30 protein-coding genes are annotated in these 26,984 nt (G+C 41.7%); 8 read left to right on the forward strand and 22 right to left on the reverse strand.

What is annotated here, in order from left to right:
- Positions 1-23: 23 nt before the first annotated feature.
- Positions 24-389, reverse strand: a complete 366-nt coding sequence (locus L3V32_RS20835; protein ID WP_069542012.1) for a phage protein — start codon at positions 387-389, stop codon at positions 24-26.
- A 337-nt stretch (positions 390-726) separates the two neighbouring features.
- On the opposite strand from L3V32_RS20835, the gene L3V32_RS20840 reads away from it, so the two are divergent.
- Positions 727-1,098, forward strand: coding sequence for a hypothetical protein (locus L3V32_RS20840; protein WP_237285098.1), 372 nt, complete (start codon positions 727-729; stop codon positions 1,096-1,098).
- Positions 1,082-1,399, forward strand: coding sequence for a hypothetical protein (locus L3V32_RS20845; protein WP_237285099.1), 318 nt, complete (start codon positions 1,082-1,084; stop codon positions 1,397-1,399). Before L3V32_RS20840 ends, L3V32_RS20845 begins: the two co-directional genes overlap by 17 nt.
- Before the next feature lie 43 nt (positions 1,400-1,442).
- On the opposite strand, the gene L3V32_RS20850 is transcribed toward L3V32_RS20845, so the two are convergent.
- Positions 1,443-1,808, reverse strand: coding sequence for a regulator (locus L3V32_RS20850; RefSeq protein ID WP_237285100.1), 366 nt, complete (start codon positions 1,806-1,808; stop codon positions 1,443-1,445).
- Between the two features lie 790 nt (positions 1,809-2,598).
- The gene (locus tag L3V32_RS20855) at positions 2,599-2,955 is read right to left on the reverse strand and encodes a hypothetical protein (RefSeq protein WP_237285101.1); all 357 of its coding nucleotides are present in this window, start codon (positions 2,953-2,955) and stop codon (positions 2,599-2,601) included.
- Positions 2,956-3,036: 81 nt separating this feature from the next.
- On the opposite strand from L3V32_RS20855, the gene L3V32_RS20860 reads away from it, so the two are divergent.
- Positions 3,037-3,876, forward strand: a complete 840-nt coding sequence (locus tag L3V32_RS20860) for a LysR family transcriptional regulator (RefSeq protein ID WP_237285102.1) — start codon at positions 3,037-3,039, stop codon at positions 3,874-3,876.
- 306 nt (positions 3,877-4,182) lie between these two features.
- On the forward strand, positions 4,183-4,395 hold the full coding sequence (locus L3V32_RS20865) for a hypothetical protein (protein WP_012842272.1): 213 nt from the start codon (positions 4,183-4,185) through the stop codon (positions 4,393-4,395).
- Positions 4,396-4,497: 102 nt separating this feature from the next.
- Here L3V32_RS20865 and L3V32_RS20870 read toward each other — a convergent pair whose 3' ends face one another.
- From L3V32_RS20870 to L3V32_RS20915, 10 genes are all read right to left on the reverse strand, one after another.
- Positions 4,498-4,887: a universal stress protein gene (locus L3V32_RS20870; RefSeq protein WP_012842271.1), complete on the reverse strand. Its 390-nt coding sequence runs from the start codon at positions 4,885-4,887 to the stop codon at positions 4,498-4,500.
- Positions 4,888-5,813: 926 nt separating this feature from the next.
- Entirely contained in the window at positions 5,814-5,975 is a 162-nt protein-coding gene (locus tag L3V32_RS20875) for a YoaH family protein (RefSeq protein WP_005394474.1), read from the reverse strand.
- Positions 5,976-6,017: 42 nt separating this feature from the next.
- Positions 6,018-7,139, reverse strand: coding sequence for a conjugal transfer protein TraF (locus L3V32_RS20880; RefSeq protein WP_048625055.1), 1,122 nt, complete (start codon positions 7,137-7,139; stop codon positions 6,018-6,020).
- A 60-nt stretch (positions 7,140-7,199) separates the two neighbouring features.
- Entirely contained in the window at positions 7,200-8,081 is an 882-nt protein-coding gene (locus L3V32_RS20885; protein ID WP_005394478.1) for a DUF2861 family protein, read from the reverse strand.
- 6 nt (positions 8,082-8,087) lie between these two features.
- Positions 8,088-8,750 (reverse strand): response regulator transcription factor VxrB, encoded by a 663-nt coding sequence (gene vxrB, locus L3V32_RS20890; RefSeq protein WP_005394480.1) that lies wholly within the window; start codon positions 8,748-8,750, stop codon positions 8,088-8,090.
- Positions 8,725-10,179, reverse strand: a complete 1,455-nt coding sequence (vxrA, locus tag L3V32_RS20895; RefSeq protein WP_005394482.1) for a sensor histidine kinase VxrA — start codon at positions 10,177-10,179, stop codon at positions 8,725-8,727. Before vxrA ends, vxrB begins: the two co-directional genes overlap by 26 nt.
- A gap of 155 nt (positions 10,180-10,334) precedes the next feature.
- Positions 10,335-11,711, reverse strand: a complete 1,377-nt coding sequence (gene pntB, locus L3V32_RS20900; RefSeq protein ID WP_237285103.1) for a Re/Si-specific NAD(P)(+) transhydrogenase subunit beta — start codon at positions 11,709-11,711, stop codon at positions 10,335-10,337.
- Between the two features lie 8 nt (positions 11,712-11,719).
- Positions 11,720-13,276 carry a Re/Si-specific NAD(P)(+) transhydrogenase subunit alpha gene (locus L3V32_RS20905; protein ID WP_237285104.1) on the reverse strand — a complete coding sequence of 519 codons (1,557 nt, stop codon included), beginning with the start codon at positions 13,274-13,276 and terminating at the stop codon, positions 11,720-11,722.
- 435 nt (positions 13,277-13,711) lie between these two features.
- Positions 13,712-13,993 (reverse strand): HlyU family transcriptional regulator, encoded by a 282-nt coding sequence (locus L3V32_RS20910; RefSeq protein ID WP_005394488.1) that lies wholly within the window; start codon positions 13,991-13,993, stop codon positions 13,712-13,714.
- A 41-nt stretch (positions 13,994-14,034) separates the two neighbouring features.
- A complete protein-coding gene (locus L3V32_RS20915) occupies positions 14,035-14,403 on the reverse strand; it encodes a late competence development ComFB family protein (RefSeq protein ID WP_237285105.1) in 369 nt (122 codons plus the stop codon).
- Between the two features lie 254 nt (positions 14,404-14,657).
- Between L3V32_RS20915 and L3V32_RS20920 the strand changes: the two genes are divergently transcribed.
- Positions 14,658-15,896, forward strand: a complete 1,239-nt coding sequence (locus L3V32_RS20920) for a GGDEF domain-containing protein (RefSeq protein WP_053808401.1) — start codon at positions 14,658-14,660, stop codon at positions 15,894-15,896.
- 24 nt (positions 15,897-15,920) lie between these two features.
- Here L3V32_RS20920 and L3V32_RS20925 read toward each other — a convergent pair whose 3' ends face one another.
- A complete protein-coding gene (locus L3V32_RS20925; RefSeq protein WP_074190149.1) occupies positions 15,921-16,913 on the reverse strand; it encodes a Solitary outer membrane autotransporter beta-barrel domain in 993 nt (330 codons plus the stop codon).
- Entirely contained in the window at positions 16,910-17,869 is a 960-nt protein-coding gene (locus L3V32_RS20930) for a diguanylate cyclase (protein WP_074190148.1), read from the reverse strand. Before L3V32_RS20930 ends, L3V32_RS20925 begins: the two co-directional genes overlap by 4 nt.
- A gap of 273 nt (positions 17,870-18,142) precedes the next feature.
- On the opposite strand from L3V32_RS20930, the gene L3V32_RS20935 reads away from it, so the two are divergent.
- Positions 18,143-18,580, forward strand: a complete 438-nt coding sequence (locus L3V32_RS20935) for a DUF3069 domain-containing protein (RefSeq protein ID WP_005394495.1) — start codon at positions 18,143-18,145, stop codon at positions 18,578-18,580.
- 71 nt (positions 18,581-18,651) lie between these two features.
- Here L3V32_RS20935 and modC read toward each other — a convergent pair whose 3' ends face one another.
- From modC to L3V32_RS20955, 4 genes are all read right to left on the reverse strand, one after another.
- Positions 18,652-19,758: a molybdenum ABC transporter ATP-binding protein ModC gene (gene modC / locus L3V32_RS20940; protein WP_237285139.1), complete on the reverse strand. Its 1,107-nt coding sequence runs from the start codon at positions 19,756-19,758 to the stop codon at positions 18,652-18,654.
- Positions 19,758-20,444 (reverse strand): molybdate ABC transporter permease subunit, encoded by a 687-nt coding sequence (modB, locus tag L3V32_RS20945; protein WP_237285106.1) that lies wholly within the window; start codon positions 20,442-20,444, stop codon positions 19,758-19,760. Before modB ends, modC begins: the two co-directional genes overlap by 1 nt.
- Positions 20,445-20,471: 27 nt before the next feature.
- Positions 20,472-21,227, reverse strand: a complete 756-nt coding sequence (gene modA, locus L3V32_RS20950; protein ID WP_085343792.1) for a molybdate ABC transporter substrate-binding protein — start codon at positions 21,225-21,227, stop codon at positions 20,472-20,474.
- Positions 21,228-21,296: 69 nt separating this feature from the next.
- The gene (locus tag L3V32_RS20955) at positions 21,297-22,748 is read right to left on the reverse strand and encodes a cobyric acid synthase (RefSeq protein ID WP_237285107.1); all 1,452 of its coding nucleotides are present in this window, start codon (positions 22,746-22,748) and stop codon (positions 21,297-21,299) included.
- A gap of 155 nt (positions 22,749-22,903) precedes the next feature.
- On the opposite strand from L3V32_RS20955, the gene L3V32_RS20960 reads away from it, so the two are divergent.
- Together L3V32_RS20960 and L3V32_RS20965 are read left to right on the forward strand one after the other, a co-directional pair.
- Positions 22,904-23,278 carry a YgiW/YdeI family stress tolerance OB fold protein gene (locus tag L3V32_RS20960; protein WP_237285109.1) on the forward strand — a complete coding sequence of 125 codons (375 nt, stop codon included), beginning with the start codon at positions 22,904-22,906 and terminating at the stop codon, positions 23,276-23,278.
- Between the two features lie 153 nt (positions 23,279-23,431).
- Positions 23,432-23,968, forward strand: a complete 537-nt coding sequence (locus L3V32_RS20965; protein ID WP_005394515.1) for a hypothetical protein — start codon at positions 23,432-23,434, stop codon at positions 23,966-23,968.
- Between the two features lie 113 nt (positions 23,969-24,081).
- Here L3V32_RS20965 and L3V32_RS20970 read toward each other — a convergent pair whose 3' ends face one another.
- From L3V32_RS20970 to L3V32_RS20980, 3 genes are all read right to left on the reverse strand, one after another.
- Positions 24,082-24,765 (reverse strand): ATP-dependent zinc protease, encoded by a 684-nt coding sequence (locus tag L3V32_RS20970; RefSeq protein WP_167427514.1) that lies wholly within the window; start codon positions 24,763-24,765, stop codon positions 24,082-24,084.
- 11 nt (positions 24,766-24,776) lie between these two features.
- Positions 24,777-25,964: an amino acid aminotransferase gene (locus L3V32_RS20975; protein WP_237285111.1), complete on the reverse strand. Its 1,188-nt coding sequence runs from the start codon at positions 25,962-25,964 to the stop codon at positions 24,777-24,779.
- 155 nt (positions 25,965-26,119) lie between these two features.
- Positions 26,120-26,977, reverse strand: coding sequence for an AraC family transcriptional regulator (locus L3V32_RS20980; RefSeq protein WP_029802109.1), 858 nt, complete (start codon positions 26,975-26,977; stop codon positions 26,120-26,122).
- Positions 26,978-26,984: the final 7 nt, after the last annotated feature.

Here is a 26,984-nt window from a genome sequence, read left to right on the forward strand (position 1 = left end):
GAGGCTCCAACCGGAGCCTTCAATTAAACTATTTTCTTTAGTGCTCTTGCATACTTCAATAGTTGGTGAGCAATCTTAATATCATTTGAAGCACCTAACTCTAACAGAGCCACACCAATCAGCACTTGTTGTGCAGTAACTAGTTGGCCAGTTGGAAGCTCTAATCGATCATGCCTCATTACGAAGTTTTCCCAATCTTCACAAGAGCTCAATTCCCTACCCTTATTCATCCTCATTAAGCGTTTACACTCTGGCGGAATGGATTTCCCCTTATCCCATTCTTTGACCGTTCTCACAGTTTTCAAACAAAGTTTGGCAGCTTCTTCGACGGTTAAACCACATTCAAATTCACGAAAAATATAGTTTTTAGTCATTTCGTGATACTTCATTGAATTGTCCCTCAAAAGAGAGACATTTTATAGGACACGCATATGCAATCATATTCAACATAAGCGCCCATAATACGCCGTAGAATAGGTTATTCATCACCAAGTTTCATTGTCCAATATTGTTCCAATACATTTGGTATCTTTCTACATATTAGTATCAGTAAAAACCCCACCCACCTATGTGCACCTTAGTGAATATCAAATGAGATGAACGAGTGCAGTTGTGTAGTTAGGGTGATGTTTTTTGTAGGAAAAATAACTATTTGTGGTCATTGAGATTAAAAATGCTCGAGCTTTTTAATATAATTGTTCGTCATTTCAACATTAGGTATAAGTCGTGCTTAATATTAATAATCAAAAGAAAGCGATCGTACTATTCGCATTTTTAACTGTCGGTTCTGCGTTTCTAAATGCTTATGGCATGGTAGCTAGTGTCTTAGAACAAGTAATTTCTTTCTTTTCAACATTGATTACATATGCCGTCATTGTGACTTTATTTTCAGTTTTCATGGGCGCTGATGTAATCGACTCTAAAATTCGAACCTACATTGGCATCAGTTTTGTGCTCATGACCATCGTTGAAAATGTTTGTCCGATGATACTTTATAGTAACCAGACTCTCCCTGATGATTACTATTTTGTATTCTTTATTCAGTTAATACTTAATGTATACATAGCGAAGGTAATAGCTCATGAACGCAATTCTTGAACAGTTAGGAAAAGCATCCCCTCTAGGTTCTCTTTTAATGAAGATGAAAGGTCAACTAGATTCAAAAGCTGATGCAAACCGAATTTATAAGGATTTGTATCCAGTTTTAGAAGATCTTTTGTCTCGTGGATATGGTTTTGACACTCCAGAGGTTCAAGGAGTAATTAGTGTACTTAGAGAATTACCCGCCTGGGGAGCTAAACGAGCAAATTTCGAGAAGCGTTACTTACAAGATGAAAGCACGCTGCGCAAACTGCCTCGTGACCCGTCTTATTTTAATGGACAAGGTTGTTGGCATTAAATATTTTGCTAAATCATACAGGCTCCACTCGGAGCCTTTTTTATTACACCATATTCTTCAACACTCTCGCATACTTCAGGATTCGGTGAGCGACTTCTCTATCATTTGAAGCCCCCAATTCTAATAACGCTACGCCAATCAATACTTGCTGAGGCGTCACCCGTTGACCAGTCGGCAACTCTAAGCGGTCATGCCTCATTACGAAGTTTTCCCACCCATCGCAGATGCTCAGCTCTCTACCCTTGTTCATGCGCATCAGCCTTTTACACTCCGGCGGAATGGCTTTTCCCTTATCCCACTGTTTGACCGTCCTCACACTTTTTAAACAAAGTTTGGCAGCTTCTTCGACGGCTAAACCACATTCAAGTTCACGAAAAATATAGTTTTTAGTCATTTCGTGATACTTCATTGAATTGTCCCTCAAAAGAGAGACATTTGATAGGATACGCATATGCAATCGTATTCAAAATAAGCGCCCATAATACGCACTTTAGAGTTAGAAGATTAGCATTGGCGATGATAGCTTAGTTACACCGTATTTGGCTGCTGCGGCCTTGCAAGCTTCATCAGCTGTCTTGTATGGGCCGTGAACTTTTATTTCACCGCAGCGGCCACTTGATAAGAACCAGTCATCAACTTTAAAACCGTGTAGCTGATTAAGTTCCTGCACTGTGTCTTAGGTTACGTTCGACACCATGCACGTTGGTTCTGCATCTTGCTCATTCAAGTAACCGAACAACTGGATCGGATATTCCATTATTTCTCTCCAACTTTCTGAGTTAACAAGATCTTTGGCTGGCGTTTTTTAAGTTCTGATACTAACTCTGCTGGTCATGACTAGTGTTTAAGTTATATCAGATAAGCAACCTAACGATTGCTTAAAGCCTTTGTCTGCAAATTTACTGCTCATTATATCCTTTCGATAACTTATGTTTTAAGTTATCGAAAGGATGAGAAAATTCAATGTTCTCACTTATGGGCACGTATTGTTCATCTCCAAAAGTGTAATTATTACATTAGCTTTATAGGAACGTAAACTCTCTACTTTTCAATCTATACCTAGATCTTTCTTCATATGTTCACTCAACTCACTAGTGGTTCTTACATTAATTTTATGTTTGCAATGATGGATTCTCAACTCTTCACCAAATAATTTTACTAACGATTTTGTATACAAAGCACTAATATTATTTATTATTCTATACAATGTACCTTTCTGATAAACAGATCTTTTCGAATTTTGTATTGCAGTCTTCATATTTAAATATTCTCACATTTTTAACTTTATAATTTAAAGGATTATTTTCAAGTTCGATCTTTATTATTGCTTTTGTCGATTTTGAATGAGTCATTATCAATGATGCGCAATCGACAATTAAATCACCTGAATCTAACTTAGTAATTTCACGAGAGAGAATTTTTATTTTTAAATTTTCCGTTTCGTTATTTAAGTCGATTGAGTTAATTTCTTCAGGATATTTGTTTAACTTAATATCCAATATAGTTTTATTAAGGTAGTAGTCTGCCATTATTTCATGACGGCTTTTAAATATCATTGTCCCCCTCCGTTGATGCAAGTTATACTTTCGCTCCCGTTAAAAGACAACGTGACTCAGAGTTGCAAAAAGGTAACAATCATGGAATTGATGAACAATGAGCTGGTCTGCTTTGCAGCCATTTGTAAACACCTCTCTCTTACAGAGGCATCAAAAGAACTTGGAAAGTCGAAAGCTCAAGTCAGCAGGCAGTTAGCGGCATTAGAAAAGCAACTTGGTGTAACACTCGTCCACAGGACAACAAGAAAACTCGTTTTAACTGATCATGGCGAAAGCATTAGAGAGCTTGCCATCAAAACGTTAGAGAGCTTGCAGGAGTTAAATTACAGAGCTAGCTCGTTGAGTGAATGCATTAATGGAAAGTTTAAAATTACAATGCCCAATTCTATAGCCTCTTCTATTTTTGGTTCTGTTCTTAAAGGCTTACAAGAACGATATCCAGCAGTGAACTTTGAAATATCATCAAGTAACAATGTTGAGAATTTATTAGAAAGCAATGTAGATTTAGCGATTAGGCTTAATAATATTATTGATGACACTCTGATTGCACATAAAATCGGTGATTATAACGATGTTTTAATATCTACATTTAACAATGCCAATAATAACACGCTATTAATCTACAAGAATCACTCGAATAAGGAATCGATTAAAAGGCAGTACACTGACGTTATCGAAGTTGATAACACCTCTATTTTAATAAACTTTGTCTCTGAGGGGGTTGGGGTTGGCGTCATTCCAAATTACCTTGTAAAAGGTAACCATATAGGCAAAAATATCCAAATTTCACAAAATTTTGATATAGAACGCTCCATGTATATCGCCTACCCTTATCAAAACCCTTTACCAAGAAAGCTAGCTGAAATATCTACTTTTATTAGGTCTGAGTTATCAAAAATATTGAAAAATGAATCACTTTAGGATGGCTTTTCAGGTTTATAATTTTCCTTTGATAACTCATGAGGTCTAGCGAGAAGCTTTGTAACGTATTGTTTCAAAGAGCCTCGGCAAGCATTTATGAAAATCCCCAACTTTATGCTTGCTATCACAACATGAGATGCTATACCGTTTCATTATCAAGGCTTTGCGTGGAATAAATCACGCGGGTTAAACGATAGATTGACTTACATTAAAAATTTAATCGAAAGCAGTTTTATATTAAATTGATTTCATACTGTTCTGCGTGTATCTTCTACCCATATCCCCACAATAACCAAGGAGAATGCCATGGATAAGTTACTCGCGTCTGCACTAGAAATTAAGCAGCGAACTATGGTGACTGGCTTTTTTGCTAGAAATGGATTCAAAATTGCTATGACCGATTTTGATGATGTCACTTTTGAGCGAGAAGGTGTGCAAGTTAACGTGCATTTTGATTTACAGTCAAACGCAGAGTCTGCATCTATTTTATCCCAAGAGGCATCTGCCATTCCTGGTTAGTTATTTTGTTGTCAATCATACGCAAAGCCGAACGCAAACGTTCGGCTTTTTAATATGCGAAAAACGGGATTACAAAAGATGCGGCACAAACCTGCGTTACTGTCACTCATCCAAGTAAACAATCAATAAATCCGCTTCAACCTCATTCGCTACCCTTGGTACCGATGAAAAGAAACGGCTCAATAAATTATGATGATGACCGCAGACAACTAGGTCTATTCCCTCTTTTTTTACGATTCCCGACAATTTGATATGCAGGTCGCCGATAACTGCCATCGTCTCGTGTACTGGATATAGGCATTTATCAGCGAGTTCTTGTAGCTCCTTTTGCAACTTTTGTTCTTCTTTCGGCTCCATGATCACACGATCAACATCCACATAAACGAATGAAAGTTTGGCGTTCGAGTTCTTTGCTTGAGTTATTGCTTTTTCGATAACGACTTGGCTAGATTGAGATAAATCAACAGCGACTAAAACGTGCTTGTAACTCATTCTTTCTCTCCTAGTTAGTTTTCATGTGCTTATAGTAAGTCTAGTTCACTAAGAGCGAATGCAATGTCTAAACTGATATTTCATGAAAATATGGGAGTTTGATATAAGAATGTGGAAACAGCCGAGCGATCAGCTATCTAATAGCCATTGAAGGCTCGTGAAGTCAACTAGTGACTTAGGAACCAGTTATTGATATGTGGCCCATTTTGTTCTCCTCCTTAAGATGTACATAACTATGTAACTAAAGCAAATAAACCCACGTTACGCCGTCACTACGCTTCTAAACCCTGTCAATTTCTATTGCAGCTTGTTTTATATTCCTAATTACAACGTCGCCTAGTTTAGTAAAACCACTTGGCAATAAGTAATTTTTTCGTGTAATCCATCGATCAAGATTAAGAGTTATTTCATAGACGACACTGAATTAAAGACAAGATTTAGAGTTAAAACAGAGTCCAACACTCCTATGTTCAACTTAAAACCGACATACGTCTGCGAGCACTTACTGTCTATATAACGTCACTATATAAGTATATTCAGATTTTATTTTTCTGTTACAACGTGTCTTTTTTATCTTTGCAGCATAATCCTCTACTTGAAAACATACCCAATCATCATCTTGTAACTTAATTACACCAAAAGGTGTTCAAAACATAACCACAAGATAAAAAGACCAACACAAGTTACTGAATTTATTAATTTTAATTTAAAAGATAGCATTTCACCCCACACTCGTTCAAGCCAGAACGCATCAAGGTTAACTTAAACAAGTAAAATTTTACCAATCGCTTAGTACGGAATAGAGGAAGTTGAATAAATTGAAAGGTATAGAAATAACGTTACGACGTAACTACGTTAAGGTGTGAAAATATTTGAGGATAATATGAGACCAAAAAAAACAGGGCCAAAGCCCTGATATGAATTAATTAGTTTTGTTGCTGTTGTTTTTCTGCGTACTCAGATCGAATCTGTTCGGCAACAATTTTGATGGCTTCTGCTGTACTTGTGCCCTTCGCCATCAATTCTTGAATTTTCTCTACAGCTTGTTGTTGCTCTTGGTGAGATAGAGGGGGTAAATCGTCAAACATAAAAAAGCTCCTCATTTTGAGGAGCAGACTATAACGATTCAATTAATAGGTCGCAAGGAAATTAATGGATGCCCCCATTGCGTTCTCGTTCGTGTACTGAGCAGCAATATCTAATTCGATCAACTTAAGTGGAGACAGTCCAATACCCGCAGTAATGGTACCTTCGTCGCTACTTCGAGCTAAGTTTTTCATATAACCCGCTCGCAATGCCAGTTGACGCAAGATATCAAATTCAATACCAGCTCGAATCATTTGCGTATTATCATCAAAGGATGAAAAACGTTTTTCTTCATTAAGATCGTAGTCGACACTCATAGTAAAGTAATCGGCAACAATCCCTGCCCCGACCGTATATACGGGACGCATGCTGTATTCGTATGATTTTATCGTATCACTGCCATACATGAACGATTTTGTTTTAACGTCTCTTCCGATCAAGTTTTTTGCTGAAATACCGACACGATATGGGCCAAAGAACCAAAGCGCGCCCGCATCCAAGTTAAACATCGTTTCCGCTGTCTCATGTTCACGTAAGTCTTTGGTATCGAAATTCTGAAAACTCGTGGCGTAAGAGTACGTATAAATACGCTGAAGTTTAGGCGTAACACCAAATGAAAGGTGTTGATTCATAAAGTTGGTGTATTTAGCAAGTGATACACCTGCTTCAGCAACACCAATAGAAACACCTTGTACGTAGCTATCGTCTAACGGATTAGTACCTGACGTATCTACTTTTGGTTGTACGAATGATTCAGTGTATAACTTACCGTAAGCAGTTGCAGATAAAAATTTATTAGGAATACCTATAGCGACAACGCCACCAAGATCAAAGTCAGTTTTTTTTCCATCTATGGCATTCATCGATTTTTTGATTTCATCGACATCGGTCAATTTGCTGATGCGTTCGATTTCATCGACAAGATCATATTGATCATCGTAGTTACCACCAAAACTTGGCACGATCATTCCTGCGTCGTCGTTTCGGCGATAAATTGCAGTAAGTGCCGGGTTGAAAAAAGGAGCAGTCAGATAAGTTGCTGATACCGTACCAACACCACCCATCGCATCGCTACGAGCTTCTATCGCATAAGTGGCAGCCGAAGCAACGTTTGCGAAAAGTGTGGTGGCAACAGAGGTGGCTAGAATTTTATATTTGGTTTTCATACTACACTTGTGATTTTGGTTCTTCCTGAACCTTTATCGGCACAAATGGTATTTCTTTAACTATTCTTCTTGGGAAAGATCATAGGTTCGGCTAATAGTTTGAGCTTGCTCAACAATTATATCGCCCTGCCAACGACGACTGTTGATACTCACTGCTAGCACGTATCTATCATTTGGGACGCCCGCAAGCTCTAGTGAATTGGGATAGTTAGACTCGTACGTCTTTTTCCACATTTGCTCGTATTGACCATCAATGTAGTCATATAAACCAACTTCAAGTTGCGGTAATGGACAATGGGGATTACGAAGCGCGCTCTTTTCTACTTTCCAATTCTCTTTAGATGTCCAACGAACATATTGCGAAGAATTGGAATCTCCTAATATTACCCAAGTTCGATACTCTTGTTTATCTTTAGAAACAATAGTTAAGTGATACAAGCCTGCTTCAAGCTTACCCGTGAGGTTATAGCGTTTCGAATAACTACGCTCATTGGCTAATTCCGTACCGCTCGGCTGTTCTTCATAACTGAATGAACTGTCTGCGGATATAGAATCATCCACCCATCGATTAAATGAAATATTTTCGATGTCAGTTGTAGCTCTTAGCTTGATCACTAACCTAAATGTATCTCGCCCAGGGCTTTGGATGGTCTGACGAATAACGTTCACGCCACTTATCCATTCAGGCAGCGTTACACCAGTGAGAGACTTGCCACAGTTTTTAGATAGAGACTGACCAAGAAGGTCATTGAGATGAGGAGTCAAATCTTTACTTGGTTCCGTTTGCCACAGTTCAACAAGAGAGTTGAACATACCGGCAAGATCATCTTCAAGTAAGTGTTGATGTGCCTGCGTTAAAGGCGTGTTGGTTTGAAACCAGTCCATTGCATGGACTGGTTTCACTAACGCTAATGAGAGAACTACGGGGAGTAGTGTTTTCATTATGACTTATGCTTTCATCTTGTAGCCAACACCGCGAAGTGTTTCAATTTCCAGTCCTGGCAGTTTTTGACGAAGCTGCAATACGTGCGTATCCACAGTACGTGTCGTTGGGAAGTGATTGTAACCCCAAACGTGGTCAAGTAGCTCATCACGAGTAAACACGCGACCTAAGTTCGACGCTAAAAATAGCAGTAGATCAAACTCTGTACGAGTTAACGTAATTAGCTCATCTTTATAGGTAACTTCACGAGTTGAACGATCAATTTCTAAGTCTTTTGTGATCACTTTATCAGCGCTGCTTTGCTCTGCTGAATCCGGTGCTCGTAGCTGTGCACGGATTCTCGCAAAGAGTTCCGCTTCAGCAAAAGGCTTCGTTAAGTAGTCGTTCGCGCCGGAATCAAGGCCTGCAACTTTATCTTTTACGGTAACAAGTGCCGTTAGCAAGATAACTGGTACGTCTTTAATCTGTTTCCATTCTGGGAGACATTGTACAGAGTCACCATCTGGGAGTTGGCGATCGAGAATAACCAAGTCAGCTTTTTTCCATTGTGGTTCTACGTCTGCAATACGTTCCACATGTAAACACTCATATCCTGCTTGTTCCAGGCTTACTAACAGGCCATCAGCCAAGTTTTTATCGTCCTCAACGAGAAGCAGTGTCTGTTTCACAAGGTATCTCCAATATAAAGGTTGTAGGTGGTCCCATCAGGGACATTTTTCCGCCCATGCGGCCTACCATAGATTCAACGATTGTTAACCCAAGTCCTAACCCGCTCTTACTGACGAACGGTTTCTTCAAATTTGCCCAATCTTTAGCCGTTAGGCCACCAGCATCTCGGACTTGGAATACTATTTTTTCTTCACTAGTTGAAACATCCAATTCAACTGGTGCAATACCGTACTTAAGCGCATTACGAAGCAAGTTATCGATACAAGTTCCTAACCAGTACACATTAACTTTAGCAGCCACATCTTCATTGATGTTGAAAAGCACGGCACTATCAAATTCTTCTTCGATCTTAAATTCTAACCAGTCTGCGACAGACGGAACCCAGTCTGTTGCAAGCATTTGGTTATCAGATTGCAAATAATCTTTACTCGCTTCTGCCAATTGACGCAAACGACGTGTATCTTCACACAATCTGCGGAACTCGTCATATACGCTTTCAGGTAGATGCTCGAACTCTCGGCGAAAGCCCTCAACCGTCAGTGATAGAGATGCAATCGGTGTTCTGAGCTCATGCGTTAAAATTTGCAACACAAGCATTCTACTACGGAGCTCTTCTCGCTTACTATTCCAGCGGTATACAGCCCAACCAATCACTAGAAGAATATTTGCGATTACCAGTATGATCATACTGATCCGCAAAACTTGTGAGTGATCTTCTACATCCCAACAAATATTGCCTCGTTTAACAAAGCAACTTTTGCTTTGAGACGCTAGAGCGTACGACAGACCCGCATTAGCGACGTTTTCTTCCCAGATATCTTTCTCGAAAACAAAGTAACGGTCACCACGTCGTAACCAAAGTTCGTTACCTTCGATAAACATGCTCGCGCCTGCAATCAAAGCATTAATGGCGTCGTCGTCCATGTTTTTCAAGCTTTCTAACAACTCATCCCCTTCCTCATTGTCACGCTCTTTAATATGCATGTATTGAGCAAGCTTTGGTTTGAGTTCTGGATACTTATCCACATAGCGTGCAGCATAAGTCCCACCACCTGGGTGAATGAGGCCACTACGCGAGAACCAACGTGGTGTCAGTTGCGTCCCTTTACAGATAGCTCTTGTAAATACTAACGGCTCAGTAATTAAAGGACTTAGTGGCAATTTACCACGACAAGTATTCGCTAAGCTGTAAAGCTGTTGTATATCTTTTAACGGATAGTCAGACGTTTGCGGCAGAAGCGAATCTGGCGCAAGTAACTTGGTAGGATAATTTGATTGCAGAATACGAATATCATACGATTTAAGAGCTACTTCATAATTAAATAGCTCTGTAAACGTATCTATTCTTTCTGGTAGTGAATCGGAAAATGCAGGTGCCGAAAAAAGCGGCAATACAGTTGCAAAACCGAGCAAAAACTTTTTAATCAAACTGTTACCGTCACTTGTTACATTAGCCAAAACTATACATCAATCTACAAGCAATTGACATCTGCTAACAGAAGGATTTGCATTACTATAACATTGAAACGGAACAAAAAAGGGCCAGCGATTGCTGACCCTGTATAGTTTTAAATCAACAATGGTTAGAGTGCTTTAAAAATAGACTCGACACTTTCCTTCGCATCACCAAATAGCATTGATGTATTTTCTTTGAAGAACAGTGGGTTCTGTACACCTGCGTAACCAGTATTCATTGAACGCTTGAATACCACTACATTTTTCGCGTTCCAAACCTCCAGTACAGGCATACCAGCAATCGGGCTGTTCGGATCTTCCAGAGCTGCTGGGTTTACCGTATCGTTAGCGCCGATAACCAGTACGGTATCTGTTTCAACGAAGTCATCATTGATTTCATCCATTTCAAGAACGATATCATACGGTACTTTCGCTTCAGCAAGTAACACGTTCATATGTCCCGGAAGACGACCTGCTACTGGGTGAATACCAAAGCGAACCTCAATACCTTTTGAACGAAGTACGTCAGTAATTTCATGCACTGGATACTGCGCTTGCGCTACAGCCATACCATATCCTGGGGTGATGATTACTGATTTTGAGTTCTTCAGCATTTCAGCGACTTCTTCTGCCGTTGTTTCGCGATGTTCGCCCTGCTCTTCGTCACCTGAAATCACAATCTCTTGACCAAAGCCACCAGCAATAACACTGATAAACGAACGGTTCATGGCTTTACACATGATGTAAGAAAGAATCGCACCTGAAGAACCAACCAACGCACCTGTTACGATTAATAGATCATTTGCGAGCATGAAACCTGCTGCTGCTGCTGCCCAACCTGAATATGAGTTCAGCATTGAAACGACAACTGGCATATCAGCACCACCAATTGAAGCAACTAAGTGGTAACCGAACGCGAACGCAATCAGTGTCATCACAATCAGAGCGAACATGCTGCCATCTGCTTTTACGAAGTAGATCATAAGAAGCGTAGAAATCACAACCGCTGCAAGGTTCATTTTGTGCTTGTGAGGAAGGTTAAGCGGCGAAGAAGAAATCACACCACGTAACTTACCAAATGCAACAATTGAACCCGTGAAGGTTACGGCACCAATGAAGACACCCAAGAATACTTCTACAAGGTGGATAACATGTTCAGCATGAGTTGCTGCTTCTGGCGTATCAAGGTAACTGTTGTAGCCAACTAAAACCGCAGCTAAACCTACAAAGCTGTGTAGTATCGCAACCAGTTCTGGCATCTCGGTCATTTCTACTTTCTTCGCATAGAAAATACCGATCGCCCCACCTATCGCCATCGCAATAATGATCCACCCAAAGCCTTGAGCATCAGGGCTGAAGATCGTCGCGATCAGCGCGATCGTCATACCTGCGATACCATAGTAGTTACCATTACGAGCGGACTCTTGCTTTGAAAGCCCCGCCAAACTCATGATGAAAAATAATGCAGCAACAATGTAAGCTGCTTGTACTAATCCTGCAGACATTGTAACTCCTATTTATCTTTGCGGAACATTTCAAGCATACGCTTGGTGACGGTGAAACCACCGAAGATATTGATGCTGGCGATCAATACAGCAATAAAGGATAGGAATGAAACGACCCCATTACCTTGCCCAATTTGCAGTAATGCACCAACCACAATAATGCCGGAGATAGCATTCGTTACCGACATAAGCGGAGTATGAAGTGCATGGGTAACATTCCAAACCACGTAGTAGCCGACAGCACAAGCTAAAACAAATACAGTAAAGTGAGAAAGGAACGCTGCCGGCGCAACCGATGCAATCCAAGCAAAAGCACCTACTGCCGCGGCTACACCAATAATTTTCTTCGTTGGAGAGGTAGGTTCTTCTACTTTAGGCTCTGGTTTCGCAGGTTGCTCTTGTTTCACTTGCGGCTGCGCTGAAACCTGGATTGGTGGCGCAGGCCATGTAATTTCACCTTCTTTAACCACGGTGACACCACGGATAACAACATCTTCGAAATCAATATTGATGTTACCGTCTTTTTCTTTACACAGCAGTTTTAGAAGGTTAACAAGGTTTGTCGCGTAAAGTTGAGAAGATTGCGTTGGCAAACGGCCGACCATGTCAGTGTAACCAACAATTTTTACGCCATTATCTGTCATGATAACTTGGTCTTTAACTGTGTATTCACAGTTACCGCCATTAGCAGCTGCCAAGTCAACAATGACACTGCCCGCTTTCATGCTGTCGACCATTTCCTTGGTGATCAGCTTCGGAGCAGGTTTGCCAGGGATTAGTGCCGTTGTAATAATGATATCAACATCTTTAGCTTGCTCTGCATATAACTCTGCCGCTTTTTTGTTGAAGTCATCGGACATTTCTTTTGCGTAGCCGTCACCAGAACCAGAGTCTTCTTGGAAATCCACGGTCAGGAACTCTGCTCCCATGGACTCAACTTGTTCTTTTACTTCTGGGCGAACGTCAAATGCACGAACAATAGCCCCTAGGCTACCCGCAGCACCGATTGCAGCCAAACCAGCCACACCCGCACCAGCGACCAATACTTTCGCTGGTGGTACTTTACCGGCAGCCGTGATTTGACCTGTAAAGAAACGACCAAACTCATGAGCTGCTTCCACAACCGCACGATACCCAGCGATGTTAGCCATCGAAGAGAGCGCGTCTAAGGCTTGTGCACGAGAGATACGAGGAACAGAATCCATGGCAAGAACGTTAATGTTCTTACTTGAAAGTTGTTCCATCAACTCTGCGTTTTGAGCAGGCCAAATAAAGCTAACAAGTGTTGCACCATCTTGTAGTAGTGCGATTTCGTCAATGCCTTGTTCTTCATCTACGATTGGCGCATTAACTTTTAGAATAAGACCAGATGCCCAAACTTCTTCACTAGAAACGATTTTCGCACCAGCAGCTTCATAAGCAGCATCATCGAAACTCGCAAGCACCCCCGCTTGGGATTCAATCGCGATATCGAATCCCAACTTTATTAACTGCTCAACCGACTTCGGCGATGCAGCTACTCGCGATTCACCCGCAAGTATCTCTTTAGGTACACCGATTTGCAAAACGCATACTCCTTGTATACATATCAATAAATTAGTCCCAAAACAGAGCGTCGCTCTACTCTAACTCTTTTTTATTTCTATCTGTTTACCACGCAAGACAATTGCAAACGAAAGATGGTGTTTGGGGCCACCCATTTGCACAATAACACCTTGACTAACAGCCCTGTTATTATTCTGTTTGTATCGAACGCGTCTCATTACTTCAAGTGTTTTGTAATTTAAATACTAAATTTCATTACATATAACGCTAAGTAATGAATGATTGTCGCTCTGAGCACGAAAAATAACAACGCCATGCCTTACTAGACTGAGGTCTAACCAGATCATAATTAAATACTGACTTAACAAACATTTAAGCTCTAAAAAAGAAAGAGCCATCAGCATATACACTAATGGCTCTTTTTAAGATGATTGGAATCAAGTTGCGGTGAATTGTTAGTCGAAGATTTTATCGCCCATTTGATCGATAAACATTTGAGATTTCTTCAACATAAGTTCATTGGCATCTTGTTCCGAGCCGAGCAAATCTGAACGAATAAATCGATGCGTTTTTACCTCATCGTCGTATTGCTTTTCTATTCGACCAGCAATGCGGTATTGCCCACCCTCTGAAAGGCTCTCTTGGTAAATAAGGAAACCTTTGTACTCAACTGGTTCCACAGTTTTTACTTCAGCAGTCTTTTCACTACCACCAAACAAACGCGAAAAAAATCCCACGGTTCCTCCTTGGGTAAGCTCATCGATAGATTAAGCTTGTATCACTTAATATTGACATTGAGGATTGGTCTTTCATACCAGTCCAATTCTTTGTCTTCATCATAACTGGTATGGGTAAAAATTACAGGTACATCATGATCTCGGTTTTTACGCCGGTCTTCTTTCACCATTTCTGCCGCGTTTTTCACCGCGATATCTGCACTTTGCTTAAATTGGGTGAGCTTTTGTTCCGGAAGCGAAGATAGAAAATCAATATCATGACGAATATAGACAGGTTTAAGCTGAATAAGTGCAAGGCACGCAATATCTGCGAGTTGCTCGTTGTTATACTGCTCTACAAACTGAGGCAAACTGAGCACTTGTCCAACAAGTGTTTCCATGTAGTTATGCACATCTGAACTTATCTGCATTGGCAAATCTCCCTTGTTCTATGAAAACAAGTATAGCAACGACTTGTTTATAACAACTTATTGATTGCTCTTAATTTAATCAATCTCTCTCTTTTTGTCGTAATGTCTCCCAAAATACTTGGGAAAATGAGCAAATAGACGTATTCTTGCTAGTTCTCGAAGCATGAAAATCGATAGCAGATTAATATCTATATTGATGAAACGCTTAACCTAACCAATTATATAATCAACTATTTTCAGGCAATTTGTAATAGATGTCCTCATCATCAATGACTTCATCAGGCTTTCGATTCCTTTTCCCATTTATGTTGCTGGGATTAGTGAGTTCGAGCATGAACAACATCATTCAGATGACTCAGTCAAACTGGGGTATTGCCGCAAATTTGCCGTACATACTGTTAGGCTGTGCACTGCTCCTTTGCTATTCATTTAAGCAAGGTCGGGAGTCAATGGTGTGCTTAGCGACGTTACTGGCCTATTTCGTGATACAGCACAGGCTACAAGTTCCACTTCAAAGTGGTACAGCCTTACTTGAGCTGACCATTTTAGCCACGCTACTTCCTGTTTCTTTTCTTGCGGTATTTTTGTTTAGTAAAGACGGTTTCGACTCAAGAGCCATGTTTACTTACCTCTTGATGTTAACGATGTTCGTTCTTTGGTCTTACCTTACGTTAGCGTATTACGTTGAAGGTGGGTTTGAACAATGGACAAGCGGCATTTTATTTATCGTACCTACGGTTTCTAAACTGCCTTTTATTCTAGTTTTATATTGTGTGGGTATTGTCTGCTTCCTCGGAATTCTTGTTTTAAAGAAGAATGAAATCATCCATGCTATGACCTACTCTGCAATGGTGCTGGCGTCCGCGACGTTCATTTTCTTTGATGTGCAATACATATCTAGCACCATGTTTACCCTAACGGGATTGCTTATCATTATTTATGCTGCCTCTGCCAGCCATCAATTGGCTTTCACAGATAGCTTAACGCGGATCCCGAGTAGGCGCGCACTCGACCTTGACTTAAAACACATGGGCAAAAAGTTCACGATCGCAATGCTTGATGTTGACCACTTTAAAAAGTTTAACGATACCTACGGTCACGATACGGGTGATGACGTATTAAAAATGGTCGCTTCGCGTCTAACTAAAACTCCCGGTGGCGCAAAAGTATATCGATTTGGCGGAGAAGAATTTACCATCGTCTTTAAAGGCAAGTACGCAGATGAGTGTAAAGAGTTTTTAGAAGAAGCACGTAAATCCATTGCAGAGTATGAGATGATTTTACGTGATGAAGAATCCCGCCCAGATAACCATAAACAAGGTCAAAAAAAGCGTGGTAACGACAGTTCGAGGAGAAAGTCGGTCTTTGTTACCGCAAGTTTCGGAGCGGCCGACAGCAAAAACGGGCAAGCACCTCAGGACGTGATTAAGTTAGCGGACGAAGCGCTTTACAAAGCGAAAAAAGCTGGACGCAATTGCGTGAGGCTTCATTAATCCCCCAGAGCGAAAGTTAGCTGACTAATCTTGATTAAAGAACAAGACTAAGCTTCCTCCTTTTAACGCACTGCCATAATTGATCGTTAATCCGATCCCGATATTATCTATCCAATCGGAGTCAAATGGTGGTGTCATTAACCATCCAACACTAGCTTCGTAGTAGTGTACAGTATTCATGGGTTTTCTTGTATCACCACCAATATCAACTCGATTGAAGCTCGAATACACTGACTGCACAGTATCTCCAATGTGGGTAAAATCATAAAACACCTTTATTCCATTGACCCAATACCAGCCTTCCGGATTGCCAATATCACCATTATTTGCTTTACCCCAGCCAGTACCATAAAAATAGTGAGGAGCCGACCAGAGGTACCATTTCCCCCACGATTCATGCTCTAGGTATTTGAGCTTTGTGTTGACTTCTCCGACAACCGCCCAAGCACTGGTGTTTAGGTATACACCTTCTAGAAATGGTTTTAGGTCATTCAGTGCATTACTACGATAACTATAATCGTTTTGATAGTACATTAAGTGTGAGCCGATTGCGCCACTAAGCGTTAGCTTATCAGTGAGGTGTTTTTCTCCAGCAAACTCAATATATCCGCCCATGACTAACTCTTTACTTTTATCTGGAATCTGTCCTTGTCGGTCTACATACACATCTTGCTCTGTACTTAAGGCATAAACTCGGCCATTTAATAGATAGTGAGTTTGTATTCCCTCTTGTTCAAACAAATCAAAACTAAATGGTAGCGTTGATACAGCGATCTTCTTTCTGAGATCAACCGAATCTTGAGTACCAATGTCTTCGTTATCTATGTTGAAGTATTCGTTCGGATCGAAATCATGAAATCCTACCGTAAAGACATCGCTATCCGACAGAACGATCCCAATAGCAAAGTTCCTTTCATACTCTTTTTGTATCTGATCTTGAATCGAATTAGCCTTAGAACATAATGAAAAAAGTGACAGTGTAGCTAAGGCGTAACTATTGATAACAGCTTGTTTCAACTTGCATTTACCACCGTATGTGTATTTCTTCCTAAAGATTTTGAGGTATACAGCGCTCTATCCACCGTCGCATACAAATCAGACTGCTGCTCTTTTCCCGTCGGTTGAAAAACAAAAACACCTTGTGACACTGTCACTCTACTAGACACACTAGAATACTCATGTGGGTAATCCAGAAAATACATGGCCTCTTGTATACGTTCTGCTTCTCTCTCTGCGGTTTGGGCGTCTGTGCAACCCAGTAAAACCACAAACTCTTCTCCGCCATAACGCCCTACGTATTCGCCAGAGCGACAAAATGTTGCTTTAAGTTGGTTCGCAATGGCTTGCAAGCAACGATCTCCTTCTATATGACCGTAATTATCATTAAACGGTTTGAAAAAATCGACGTCCAATAAAATCAAAGCCATTGGCATGTTGTGACGGCCATGCCATGCAACCATCGATTCTAACTTATGATCGATATAACGACGGTTATAGAGTTTGGTTAAGCCATCTTCATTCGCTTGCTGGGTCAAAAGTTGATTCACTTTCTCCAATTGAGCTGTCGCTTGTTTAAGCTCTCGTCTCATATGGGCAATACGCTGCATTGCGATAAGCTTAGAGTTCAGTACGAGTTTATCTACGGGTTTAATTAAATAATCATCACCGCCGGCCTCTATGGCTTTTGCAATCATTTCTGGCTCTTCGTGACTGCTCAGGAAAATTATTGGGATCCAGTCGGGAAAGGTTTCTCTGATATGAAGAGAGACTTCAAAACCGTTCATATCTGGCATCGATATATCGAGTAATACCAGTTCAGGATCAAAACTCTCGTAGGTGTTTAGTGCTTCTAGCCCACTACCCACCGCTTTTACAATATGTCCAAGTTGCTTAAGACGAATAGCCAACTGCATCCTGTCTAGCTGAACATCGTCAACCAGGAGGATTCGCATTGATGTCCCTGTCGGTTGCATAACGCGTTCCATTTCTTATTTTGTCTTTATTAAACATATACCATACTCATAGAGTTGTTGCATTCGACTCATAATTAAGTGCTATATTTTTGTTTAAATATCACGGAATCAATTGTCTATAACGATTACACTGAGAATTGCCCTACCAAAACATGACCAACGAACGTTAGTTCAACAAACTCAGGTATTCTGGTCATCTTACGGACACATGGGTATAGCTATTTGATGCATTTGGTATTAATATTCCCGCCTTTTTGTAATGAGAGACACACCATGTCAGAAGCAACTAACAGCGAAAGCAAAAAAATCGATCTAGCAACAATTTCTCCTGAACTACGTAAAGTTATTGAGTTTGACGAAGTTCCAGAGCAAATGTTCGAAATGGTTACCTCTATCCATGAAGTGTCTGAAGAAGCAGTGCGTGAGTCTTGGGACGAAATGCCTGCAAGTGCTCAGAACATTCTAGATAACTTCGAGCAATTTCATGCTCTAGTTTCTGTTGGCCAAGCATTTGCTGGTATCAACGTGATGGAAGAATTCCCTACTCTTAATCTGCCAGAAAACATGACAGATGAAGATAAAGAAGAATACCGCGCTCAATTACTTGATAATGTGCTTCACAACTGCGTGAAAGACATGGTTAAGCAACTTAAGAAAGCACGTCGCGACCCACTTCTTAAACGCGAATTCAAAGAAGTGTTCGCAAAATAACGTTTTTCCGACAAAATAAAGGCCGCGTTTGCGGCCTTTTTTGATCATTAAGCGTGCGTAGCTTTAAATGATTAATGCGGCGCTAATGCCACGTCTTTCTGCGTGACACTGACACCTTTAATTTGTGCGAATACACTATCACCTGCCTTTAAGTCGAGATCATCAAGCGCCCAAGGTGTTATCGTTGCCCACAAATAACATCCCTCATCTAGCTTTAGCGATACATTAATACTCTGTTTATCATCAGCCGCGTTAAACACCTCGATTGAATCGACAGTCGCAGGCAGGATATTTCGAATAGAAGTCGCCTTAGGTTGCTCTAGCGTAATAGAAACGTCGTTGGCACGCACTTGTAAGCGAATTGGCGTCTCTGGCTCACCATCAATCTTTTGCACCCATAGTGATGCATTAGGTGCAAGGCTGACACAAGTCAGCGCATAGCGCTCATGATGCTCAGCAATTCGGCCTTCAAATAAGCTGCTTTGATCCGAGAAAGACTGCCATGGACGCATCGCATGAGAAGCCCACACGTCTTCAAGCTTACCTGAACTCGTAATTCTACCTTGATCGATAATAGCGAGGTGTTGAGCGAGCCTTAAGATCTCCTGCAGGCTATGCGTGACATAGATAATCGGAATATTAACCTTATCCGACAATTCCTCCAGAAATGGCATCACCTCACGTTTTCTCGGCATATCAAGCGACGCAAGTGGTTCATCCATCAAAAGCAAGTTGGGTTTTGATAGTAATGCGCGCGCAATCGCAACACGTTGCTTTTCACCACCAGACAGTGAGATCGGGAAGCGCTTTAGTAACGGTTTGATAGACAAGAGTTCGGTGACTGCATCAAAGTACTCGTCATCTTTTTCTTTAACGCCATACAACAAATTGCCTTGAACCGAATAGTGAGGAAATAAACGCGAATCCTGAAACACGTAACCAATGCCGCGCTTGTGTGTTGGTAAGTTGACCCCCTGTTCACTATCAAACAAAACGTGATCACCAATCGCAACATGTCCCTGCTTTGGTGCAACTAATCCGCTGATGATATTAATTAACGTGGTTTTTCCCGCACCAGATCGCCCAAACAAAGCGCTAATTCCGTTACAAGGTAACTCAAGTTTGATATCGAAATCAGTATCACCAAGCATTTGTTTAAATTGAACTTTAATCGTCATTACTTCGCACCCAATCGACTTACCGCTTTGCGATTTAGCCATTCAGAGATCATTAATGTAGACAAAGCTAACGCGATAGAAATGATACATAGGCGAGCCGCCTGCATTTCCGCGCCTGGCGTTTCAATAAAGTTGTACATTGCCAGTGGAATCGTTTGGGTCTCTCCCGGAATGTTAGAGACGAAACTGATCGTCGCCCCAAATTCACCAAGACTACGAGCAAAGGACAGCATCGTCCCAGTAATAATTCCGGGAATGGTCAGTGGTAACGTAATGGTGAGAAAAACTTTTAAAGGAGAAGCGCCTAACGTTGAAGCGGCATGTTCCAGTTTTGGGTCGACGTTCTCTAAACTTAACCGCACAGACCGAACCATCAAAGGCAAGGCCACCACAATACAAGCGACTACTGCTCCTTTCCAATTAAAGCTAAAGACTAGCCCTACATGTTCATAGAGCCACTTGCCAAGAAACCCTTGCCGCCCAAGAGAAACCAACAACAAATAGCCGATAACCACTGGCGGCAATACCAGTGGTAAATGAATTAAGCTATCTAGAATCGATTTACCGAAGAACGTTTTTCGAGAAAGTAGCCAAGCAAGAAAAACGCCGAGAGGAATGAGCCAAAGTACTGCGTACGCGCCCACTTTGAGGCTTAACATTAAGGCTTGGTATTCCAGTTCTGTCACGCTTCGTTCCTATAATTGAAAGCCGGTTTATTGCTGAAAGCCATATTGAGCAAAAACGCGTGCGGCTTCGTCCGATTTTAGGTACTGGAAGAACTGCTCGGACTCAGTAGAATCATTCACAACCGCAGCCGGATAAACAATAGCCGCATGCGTATCACTCGCGAATTCACCAACAATTTTGACTTTGTCGGTTAACTGCGCATCGGTTTTGTAGACCACGCCTAAAGGTGCTTCCCCACGTTCAACCAACGCCAAAGCTAGGCGCACATTCTTTGCTGGTGCGATTTGAGTTTGAATCTCTTTCCATACACCCAGTGTAGTCAGTGATTCTTTCGCGTACATACCAGCAGGCACTGACGTCGGATTGCCTAACGCAAGGCGATTTCCATGCAATGCCTTTTCCCATGCTGTTGCATCAGAGAAGTTAAATGAGGTTAATTCTGAAGACTGAGGCGCAATCAACACTAAGCTATTGCGCACCAAGCTTGTGACATTGTCACGAGAAATAACGTCTTTATCGACCAAATAATCCATCCATTTTGTATTCGCAGAAATAAATATGTCCGCTGGTGCGCCGTTGATAATTTGTCGAGCGATAGAAGAAGAACCACCATAAACGGGAGTGATAGAAACGTCATACTTTTCTTCAAAGTTTTGTGCGATTTCGTCGATCGCATTCGTCATCGAAGACGCCGCATACACTTTGAGGTTCGTAGCTGCGTTAGCTGAAAATGAAATGCTTAATATTGCCGCGAGGCAAGCATGCGTTTTCCATGCTTTCATAGAGAAACTCCAATACAAGGCAAGCGAAAGAACTGGTTATTTGGGTAGAAAGTTCAATCAGTTAATGTGCTATTTAAACAAAAAATCAAGGTTCATATGTTGTTCTATCGCATCTGCAATACGATTAATTCCTTGCTCCTTTAACTCTTCAAAGTCTTGTTGTTTGATTTGAGTGCCGTTTACCCATTCTGACACCAGGCTTAAGACATCTGCCTCATCAAAGAACCCGTGAAGGTAGGTTCCCATGATTTGGCCACACTTGCTGATAGCCCCCTCTGCTTCATCGGAACTCAATGTAAGAGGTTGAACGCCCTGCACTTCACTTTGTCCTACGTGGATTTCATAACCCTTTACATTGGCTGTTTTGCCATTAAGAGAAAGCTGTGCTTGTGTATTTGTAAGCTGTTTGCTGTTAGTTAGCGTCGTGGTGATGTCTAGTAAGCCAAGCCCTTCGCTTTGACCCGGCTGGCCTTCGACGCCATTTGGATCATCAATCAAGCTTCCAAGCATCTGGTAGCCACCGCAGATACCAATCACTTTTCCACCAAGACGAATATGACGTAAGATATCTTTATCCCACCCTTGGCTTCTTAGATACTCTAAGTCGTCTCTAACTGATTTGGTCCCAGGCAAAATAACAAGGTCGGCTTTATCTATTTTCTCGCCTTTGCCTACATAACGTAGATTGATGTCGGGATTCAATCGCAACACATCAAAATCAGTATGATTACTAATCCGGGTTAAAACAGGCACAGCGACATTCAGTTTTACCTCAGAGTGCAACTCTTGCTGCGCGGTGATCGCGTCTTCTGCTTCTAAATTCAAACCATGAAGAAAAGGAAGCACGCCGAGTACAGGTTTGCCTGTTTTTTCTTCTAGCCAGTCGAGGCCCGATTGCAATAAACGAATATCACCTCGAAAACGGTTGATAACAAATCCTTTTACTCGCGCTTGTTCAGATTCAGAAAGTAACGCGAGTGTTCCGTACAAATGCGCAAATACACCACCACGATCAATATCAGCAACAATGATCACCGGAACATCAGCGGCCTCCGCAAAACCCATGTTCGCGATATCGCCTTCACGTAAATTGATTTCAGCAGGACTCCCTGCACCCTCGATCATGATCGAATCAAATTCTTGAGTAAGACGAGAGAAGGAATCTAACACCGTGTCCATCGCAACTTTCTTGTAATCATGAAAACCAGCCGCATCCATATTGGAAATTGCCTTGCCCTGCAAAATGATCTGAGCACCTGTATCGCTATTGGGTTTAATCAAAACCGGATTCATATGCACGGTTGGCTCAATATTACACGCCTGTGCCTGAACTGCCTGAGCTCGACCTATTTCACCGCCATCTTTGGTTACCGCACTATTTAGCGCCATGTTTTGTGGCTTAAATGGGGCAACGTTTATCCCTTTTCTCGCTAATACACGGCATAAACCTGCCACAAGGACACTTTTTCCGGCATCCGAAGTGGTGCCTTGAACCATTAAAGATGGGATCGCTGATTTCATGAACATTTGTAAGGAATAGAGGAAGATGAACAATCATAACGTCATCGTCCCCACTTACTCAAGCAAATGAATAGAATATGAATGTTGAAATCATCATTGGTTCAAACAAGCTCTGTTTTAATGAATCCATCAAAGCAAACCGATGAGGATGTAACATGAAAAAGAATACAATTATCACAACAATCGCCGCCTTAGTTATTGCTCCTTCTATCGCATTCGCGAAAGATCACGCTCAAAACCAATCAAACTTGCAGTTTAATGGTCCTGTCACTGTGGAAAAATTGGACGCCTTGCTAAACGACTCCAATATGTTTACTGAAAAAGATGTAGTCGTTGAAGGTAACTTATTACGTCAAGTTCGCGCGGATAAGTTTGTCTTTAGCGATGGTTCCGGTGAAGTCATGGTCGAACTGGATGACGATATCCGACTAAACTCTCCGATTGATCACACGACTAAAGTCCGTCTGTTTGGTGAATTTGAAGGCGGAAATAAGCCAGAAATTGAAGTCGAGCAACTGGTGATCATGTAAAACAACCCTGCTTGCTTTGGATATCAGCATGATGTGGTGACCATTACAGCTAAATGGTGACGGCAAGCACTTAAAATGATAGCTTTATCAATCTTGGTCTGCTTTTTGCAGACCATTTTTTTGTTCATTTTAATCATCTTGCCCGGAGACTCCATGCTAGGTAAAGCTCTAAAGGTTGCAGCCTTTGGTTTGTGCGCTGTTTTGCCACTTTCCGCACATGCAAATAATTTCAACTACAACACGATGGAATTTCGCATGGGCACTAGCCCTGGTACATTTGGTGGCGAGTTCAATACCTACTTTACGGAAAACACCCACTTCATTGCTCGCGCAGACAGTGAATTCAGCGGAGACTGGGACATTGCTGGTGGTATTGGCTTTAATGGTCCTGCGGGTCAATTTGCGGATATTTATGGCCAAATGTTGGTACACAACATTAAAGAAAACGGCAGTGATAAAGTGGGTGACGAGTGGCGCACTGAGGTGAATATTGGTACTCGTATTTGGTTCATGCAAAATGTTGAGCTACATGCCCGTATCGGTCAAATAATGGATAACGACGATTCCAATACCGTTTATAATTTTGGCGCACGATTCCACTCTACTCAGCAACTATCACTTGGCGCGGATTTCAAAAATAATGGTGTCTATGGCCAACAAATTGTGATGTCTGCTCGTTTTGCATTTTAATTAAGTAACTAAGCAACTGCATTAACAAGTGTGTGATTCAATAAAAATGGCCTCCGGTTTCGGAGGCCATTTTTGTTAAGTACCGATTGTTAGCAGGAACTAGTAACAAGGCTTTAATTTTTTCCGGATTTTTTAGGTTTATCTTGGACATACTTTTTCGATACATCCACAACGGCGATATCTCTAAAAAAGCTTCGACCAAGTAAAATTGGAAACTTCATATGCCCACGCTCAGCTAACGTAAACTCTGTCTTTTCTTTGTGGTCACCGACGGTAATATACGCTTTTACTACCGCTCGTTTATCCACCTCTTCTGACGATGACTGCTTGATTTTAGCCCAGCGCTCTACAGGTACTTTAAACTCTTTAGTTTCTTTATCGCCCAAGTCGATCTTAAACTGAACCCAATCTTTACCATCACGCTCAAACGGAACAATGTCTGTCGCGCTAATTGATGATGTTGTCGCCCCTGTATCAACCCTAGCTTTGAAGGTTTGATCAATTTCAGGAACGTAAACCCACTCTTCAGAACCAAGAATCAACATGCCGTCTGGTGTCTTTGTCACTTTGGCTGGTTTTGTCGGTTTTGGCTCGGGCTTTTTCTCAGGTTTTACTTCAGGCTTAGGCTCAACCTCAGGCGTTGGATCAACCTCTGGTTTCACTTCTGGCTCTACTTTGACAGGTTCTTCGACCTTCGGCGACTCAGGCTCAGCAGGTTCCTGCGTCGTTTGAGTTGACGTACAAGCAATTAAACTGCCGCTCATCATAAGCGGCAGAATCAGTTTCCAGTTTTTCATCCACACTCCAATTAAGCTTGAGATACTTTCTTAATTGCGTCCGCTACGTATGGAATATGAGTTTCGGTAAGTCCAGCGATGTTAATTCGACCATCGCCAACACCATAAATGCCATAATCTTCACGCAGTTGCGCCATTTGGTTTTCACTAAAGCCTAGCACAGTAAACATGCCTTTGTGACCCTCAATGAAGTCAAATTGATCGGTATTATGGTTGTTTCTCAATTCGTTACACAAACTTTGACGAAGACTAACCAAACGATGTTGCATTTCACTCAACTCTTGCTTCCAAACGGAAGTCAGGTTGTCATCTTGAAGAATCGTCTTAACCAAAGCCGCTCCATGATCGGGTGGCATCGTGTAAGTAGAACGCGCTAACGTAAGTAGCTTGCCTTTTGCGTTGGCCACGTCTTGCATGTTCTTACCAACGACAATCGCCGCACCTGTGCGCTCGCGATATAGGCCAAAGTTCTTCGAACATGATGTCGTAATTAACATCTCTTCAACGTTATCTGCCATGAAGCGAAGCCCTTTTGCGTCTTCCTCTAGGCCATCACCAAAGCCTTGGTAGGCAATATCAACAAATGGTGTGAAACCGTTCTTCTGTGACAATTCCGTAATGGCTTGCCAAGCAGAAAAATCGATATCTGCGCCTGTTGGGTTGTGACAACAACCATGCAGCAATACAACATCAGAAGGCCCTGCTTTCGCAAGATCATCCATCATTTTTGCTGTGTCTATTTGTTTCGTTTCTGGAGAAAAGTAATGGTAGAACTTAACTTTAAGACCTGCCGCTTCCATCACTGGTTTATGGTTTACGTAGCTAGGGTTTGAAATCCAAACCGTCGTATCTGGCTGTGCGACCTTCATCAGGTCACCTAACATACGCAGCGCACCACTTGCACCTGGCGTTTGAATGGCAGCAACACGATCCATTGCTGACGTTCCCGTCAGTAGCAAATCGATCATGCTTTTATTAAATTCTTCGCAACCCGCAAGACCAACGTACGATTTGGTTTTTTGAGTTTCAACAACGACATCCTGCGCCATTTGAATGGCTTTCATGATCGGCGTTTCGCCTGCGCTGTTCTTATAGACGCCAATACCAAGGTCAACCTTGTTTGGACGGTCATCGTTACGGTATGCAACGGATAGAGATAAAATAGGATCTAATACGGGAGTTGGGAGATTAGAAAACATGAAAGTCATAACCCTTTGAAATTCAAGTACCGAACCTCACGTTAACACCATCGCAAAAAATGGCGAAATGATTTTTCACTTATTTCATCAATTAGAGAACAAAATTCTGGGTTACGATAAGTTTTGTGCGCTCTATCGGTTATAAAAAGAACGATTCACTCCTCAATATACCAATCCACTCTTCCGTTTTTCCTAAATTCTCTTGGCGTCATGCTCGACCACGCTTTAAAACGTGTACTAAAGTTGGCACTAGTTGGATATCCGACTATCTCTCCAATATGTTGAATCGGCCATTCTGTTGAACGAAGTAACCTAGCAGCGTATTCCATGCGCATACGTGTTAAATGTGCCATCGGGCTTCGACCAAACTGCTTTTGAGTCAGACGGTGCAAATGTGGCTCCGAACATGGATATAAAGCTGCCACTTGCTCGACACTCCAATCCTTATGGAGCTGACGCTGGACAAGATCGAATACGCGCCGAAGCCTCAATTGGCTGCGTGATATCGACTCTGAGGGCGGCATGTTTAACATCAGCTCTAACTGAGCCACGCTATGTGCACCAACCGCACCACCATAATCAATAGGAAGATTAATACTGCGTAACAACGTTTGGATACACGCATACATCACCTCGGGTGCAGATGTGAGCTGGTAACTAATATTACTCTCTATCATTGGCCATGCTCTATCAGGAGCAAGAAAAAGCCATGCGATCTGCCAGAGTTCCTCTTCCATACCAAAACCGTTTTCAACACCTGCTGGCACCGTGATCAACGAGCCAGGCTCCAAATCATATCGACACGCCCCACTTTCTAACCAACCTTTACCGCGCACGGTGTAAAGCAGCATGTGTTTTTTTTGGTTTTTACGATAAACAGAGAAGAAGTCACGACAGGTTGCAATTCCGCACTGCACAATGCCTCTCTCCTCCAATGCCAGTACTCGACTGTGATCAATAAACTCTTGATAGGTTTTTTCTGAAATCGCGTAGCGTTCTTGTTTATCTTCCATGATTTAT

Source organism: Vibrio sp. J2-4 (assembly GCF_021728155.1).
Classification (GTDB): domain Bacteria; phylum Pseudomonadota; class Gammaproteobacteria; order Enterobacterales; family Vibrionaceae; genus Vibrio; species Vibrio diabolicus.

What these genes read in the sequence shown, in the direction of transcription:
- L3V32_RS20885 (WP_005394478.1), bottom strand. Translation starts at nt 8,081, where the DNA reads ATGAAAACACTACTCCCCGTAGTTCTCTCATTAGCGTTAGTGAAACCA.
- L3V32_RS20975 (WP_237285111.1), bottom strand. Translation starts at nt 25,964, where the DNA reads ATGTTTTCTAATCTCCCAACTCCCGTATTAGATCCTATTTTATCTCTA.
- pntB (WP_237285103.1), bottom strand. Translation starts at nt 11,711, where the DNA reads ATGTCTGCAGGATTAGTACAAGCAGCTTACATTGTTGCTGCATTATTT.
- modC (WP_237285139.1), bottom strand. Translation starts at nt 19,758, where the DNA reads ATGACGATTAAAGTTCAATTTAAACAAATGCTTGGTGATACTGATTTC.
- L3V32_RS20850 (WP_237285100.1), bottom strand. Translation starts at nt 1,808, where the DNA reads ATGAAGTATCACGAAATGACTAAAAACTATATTTTTCGTGAACTTGAA.
- L3V32_RS20920 (WP_053808401.1), top strand. Translation starts at nt 14,658, where the DNA reads ATGTCCTCATCATCAATGACTTCATCAGGCTTTCGATTCCTTTTCCCA.
- L3V32_RS20965 (WP_005394515.1), top strand. Translation starts at nt 23,432, where the DNA reads ATGCTAGGTAAAGCTCTAAAGGTTGCAGCCTTTGGTTTGTGCGCTGTT.
- L3V32_RS20835 (WP_069542012.1), bottom strand. Translation starts at nt 389, where the DNA reads ATGAAGTATCACGAAATGACTAAAAACTATATTTTTCGTGAATTTGAA.
- L3V32_RS20865 (WP_012842272.1), top strand. Translation starts at nt 4,183, where the DNA reads ATGGATAAGTTACTCGCGTCTGCACTAGAAATTAAGCAGCGAACTATG.
- L3V32_RS20960 (WP_237285109.1), top strand. Translation starts at nt 22,904, where the DNA reads ATGAAAAAGAATACAATTATCACAACAATCGCCGCCTTAGTTATTGCT.
- L3V32_RS20955 (WP_237285107.1), bottom strand. Translation starts at nt 22,748, where the DNA reads ATGAAATCAGCGATCCCATCTTTAATGGTTCAAGGCACCACTTCGGAT.
- L3V32_RS20880 (WP_048625055.1), bottom strand. Translation starts at nt 7,139, where the DNA reads ATGAAAACCAAATATAAAATTCTAGCCACCTCTGTTGCCACCACACTT.
- L3V32_RS20845 (WP_237285099.1), top strand. Translation starts at nt 1,082, where the DNA reads ATGAACGCAATTCTTGAACAGTTAGGAAAAGCATCCCCTCTAGGTTCT.
- L3V32_RS20870 (WP_012842271.1), bottom strand. Translation starts at nt 4,887, where the DNA reads ATGAGTTACAAGCACGTTTTAGTCGCTGTTGATTTATCTCAATCTAGC.
- L3V32_RS20875 (WP_005394474.1), bottom strand. Translation starts at nt 5,975, where the DNA reads ATGTTTGACGATTTACCCCCTCTATCTCACCAAGAGCAACAACAAGCT.
- L3V32_RS20915 (WP_237285105.1), bottom strand. Translation starts at nt 14,403, where the DNA reads ATGCAGATAAGTTCAGATGTGCATAACTACATGGAAACACTTGTTGGA.
- L3V32_RS20930 (WP_074190148.1), bottom strand. Translation starts at nt 17,869, where the DNA reads ATGCAACCGACAGGGACATCAATGCGAATCCTCCTGGTTGACGATGTT.
- modA (WP_085343792.1), bottom strand. Translation starts at nt 21,227, where the DNA reads ATGAAAGCATGGAAAACGCATGCTTGCCTCGCGGCAATATTAAGCATT.
- L3V32_RS20855 (WP_237285101.1), bottom strand. Translation starts at nt 2,955, where the DNA reads ATGATATTTAAAAGCCGTCATGAAATAATGGCAGACTACTACCTTAAT.
- L3V32_RS20935 (WP_005394495.1), top strand. Translation starts at nt 18,143, where the DNA reads ATGTCAGAAGCAACTAACAGCGAAAGCAAAAAAATCGATCTAGCAACA.
- L3V32_RS20860 (WP_237285102.1), top strand. Translation starts at nt 3,037, where the DNA reads ATGGAATTGATGAACAATGAGCTGGTCTGCTTTGCAGCCATTTGTAAA.
- L3V32_RS20980 (WP_029802109.1), bottom strand. Translation starts at nt 26,977, where the DNA reads ATGGAAGATAAACAAGAACGCTACGCGATTTCAGAAAAAACCTATCAA.
- L3V32_RS20970 (WP_167427514.1), bottom strand. Translation starts at nt 24,765, where the DNA reads ATGAAAAACTGGAAACTGATTCTGCCGCTTATGATGAGCGGCAGTTTA.